3 protein-coding genes are annotated in these 1,455 nt (G+C 31.9%); 1 reads left to right on the top strand and 2 read right to left on the bottom strand.

What is annotated here, in order from left to right; translation table 11 throughout:
- On the bottom strand, positions 1–100 hold a 100-nt coding region (locus WC622_RS16950; RefSeq protein ID WP_372820872.1), incomplete at its 3' end, for a Sir2 family NAD-dependent protein deacetylase.
- 82 nt (positions 101–182) lie between these two features.
- Entirely contained in the window at positions 183–764 is a 582-nt protein-coding gene (locus tag WC622_RS16945; protein WP_372820871.1) for a DUF6580 family putative transport protein, read from the bottom strand.
- Between the two features lie 135 nt (positions 765–899).
- On the opposite strand from WC622_RS16945, the gene WC622_RS16940 reads away from it, so the two are divergent.
- The coding region (locus WC622_RS16940; RefSeq protein WP_372820870.1) for a serine hydrolase at positions 900–1,455 on the top strand (556 nt) is incomplete at its 3' end.

The following is a 1,455-nucleotide window of genomic DNA, read 5'->3' as shown; positions in this document are numbered from 1 at the left end:
CGTTGTACCCCTCCCACAAACCGTCAGAATCTCTAAAAGTTTTTAAACCACTTTCTGCGCTAATCCCTGCCCCTGTTAAAACGACCAATGTTTTCTTCATTTTAAAACTTAGCTAAATTGCTTTTATATGCAAAACCCTCCCGATGTAAAATCGGGAGGGTTTTCATTATTTCTTTATTCTTTTAAGAACGTACGATATCTTTTTTAGCTAAAACAGGATATTTTGCCTTTAAAGCTTCAAATACGCCGAACATTAACGCAGCATAACCTAGGGTGCCATATAGAAAATTCCTTTCAAAAGGAATTGCAGCATCTAGGCAAACCCAAAAACCAGCAAGAGTTTGCGGATAAAGCGTTGACCCATACCATACCCCAAAATCAGATATTATCCAATGAATGAAAACACCTATTAAACTTGCAATTACTACATTTTGTACATTTACTTTTTTAATAACTACATAAGCTACTAAAACCATTAAAATAAAAGCAATGTAGGTATAATACCATCCAGTATAAAAACCATAATCTACACCCATGGTTAAAACTAATCCTAAATCACTCGCAAAAAGGAGCAACACCGGTAATAAAAATGCATTTAACTTACCTTTAAAATAAGCACCTCCAAACAATGCTACCGCTCCTATGCCGGAGAAGTTGGCAATAACCTTAAAATCCGGAGAAAGCGGTGCAACGACCCTTAATCCAATAATAAGCAACATAAATAACAATAGTATTGGTGTTCTATAATTAGGTTTGTTTTCCATATTTGTTGTTGAGTTTTTGACCTCTTTATTAATTTATCTCAACACAAAATTAGCTTTTTAAATGCTGAATTAAAAATATACCTCATTAATACAGTTTTAAAACAAATCATATATTTAACAATTCAAATATCTGTTATGAAGAAAATACTCTTTTTTATATCCTTTTTAATCCATTTCCAAATGATGGCCCAACAACCTGACACTGTTTTTTTACAAAAACTACTACTAGCCAAACCAGAATTATTTAATGGAATACTCAATCACCCTACAAAAAATGAGGTTCAGGTAATGTACACTCAAGTAAATAGAGATAAAAATAATAAACCAACATTTACCTCTTATAGCTATAATCTAGATCCAAAAAGATATTTCTATCCGGCAAGCACAGTTAAATTGGCAGCTGTTATTTTTGCTTTAGAAAAAGTAAATGAATTAAAAAGTAAAGGTTTACACTCAAACTTAACAATGTTGACAGATAGTAGCTTCAAAGGGCAAACTAAAGTAACTAAAGATGAAAGTGCTCAAAATGGGAAACCTACTATTGCCCATTATGTTAAAAAAATATTACTAACCAGCGATAACGACGCATTTAACAGATTATTTGAATTTATTGGCATAGCAGAAATTAATTCGAAATTGAAGAAATATGGTTTAGTCGAAAGTAGAATATTAAATCGTTTAGCTATCGGTG

This window comes from Pedobacter sp. (assembly GCF_041662865.1).
Taxonomy (GTDB): Bacteria; Bacteroidota; Bacteroidia; order Sphingobacteriales; family Sphingobacteriaceae; genus Pedobacter.
Note: the sequence above shows the minus strand (reverse complement) of the source record. Positions and strands in the feature narration are given on the sequence as shown.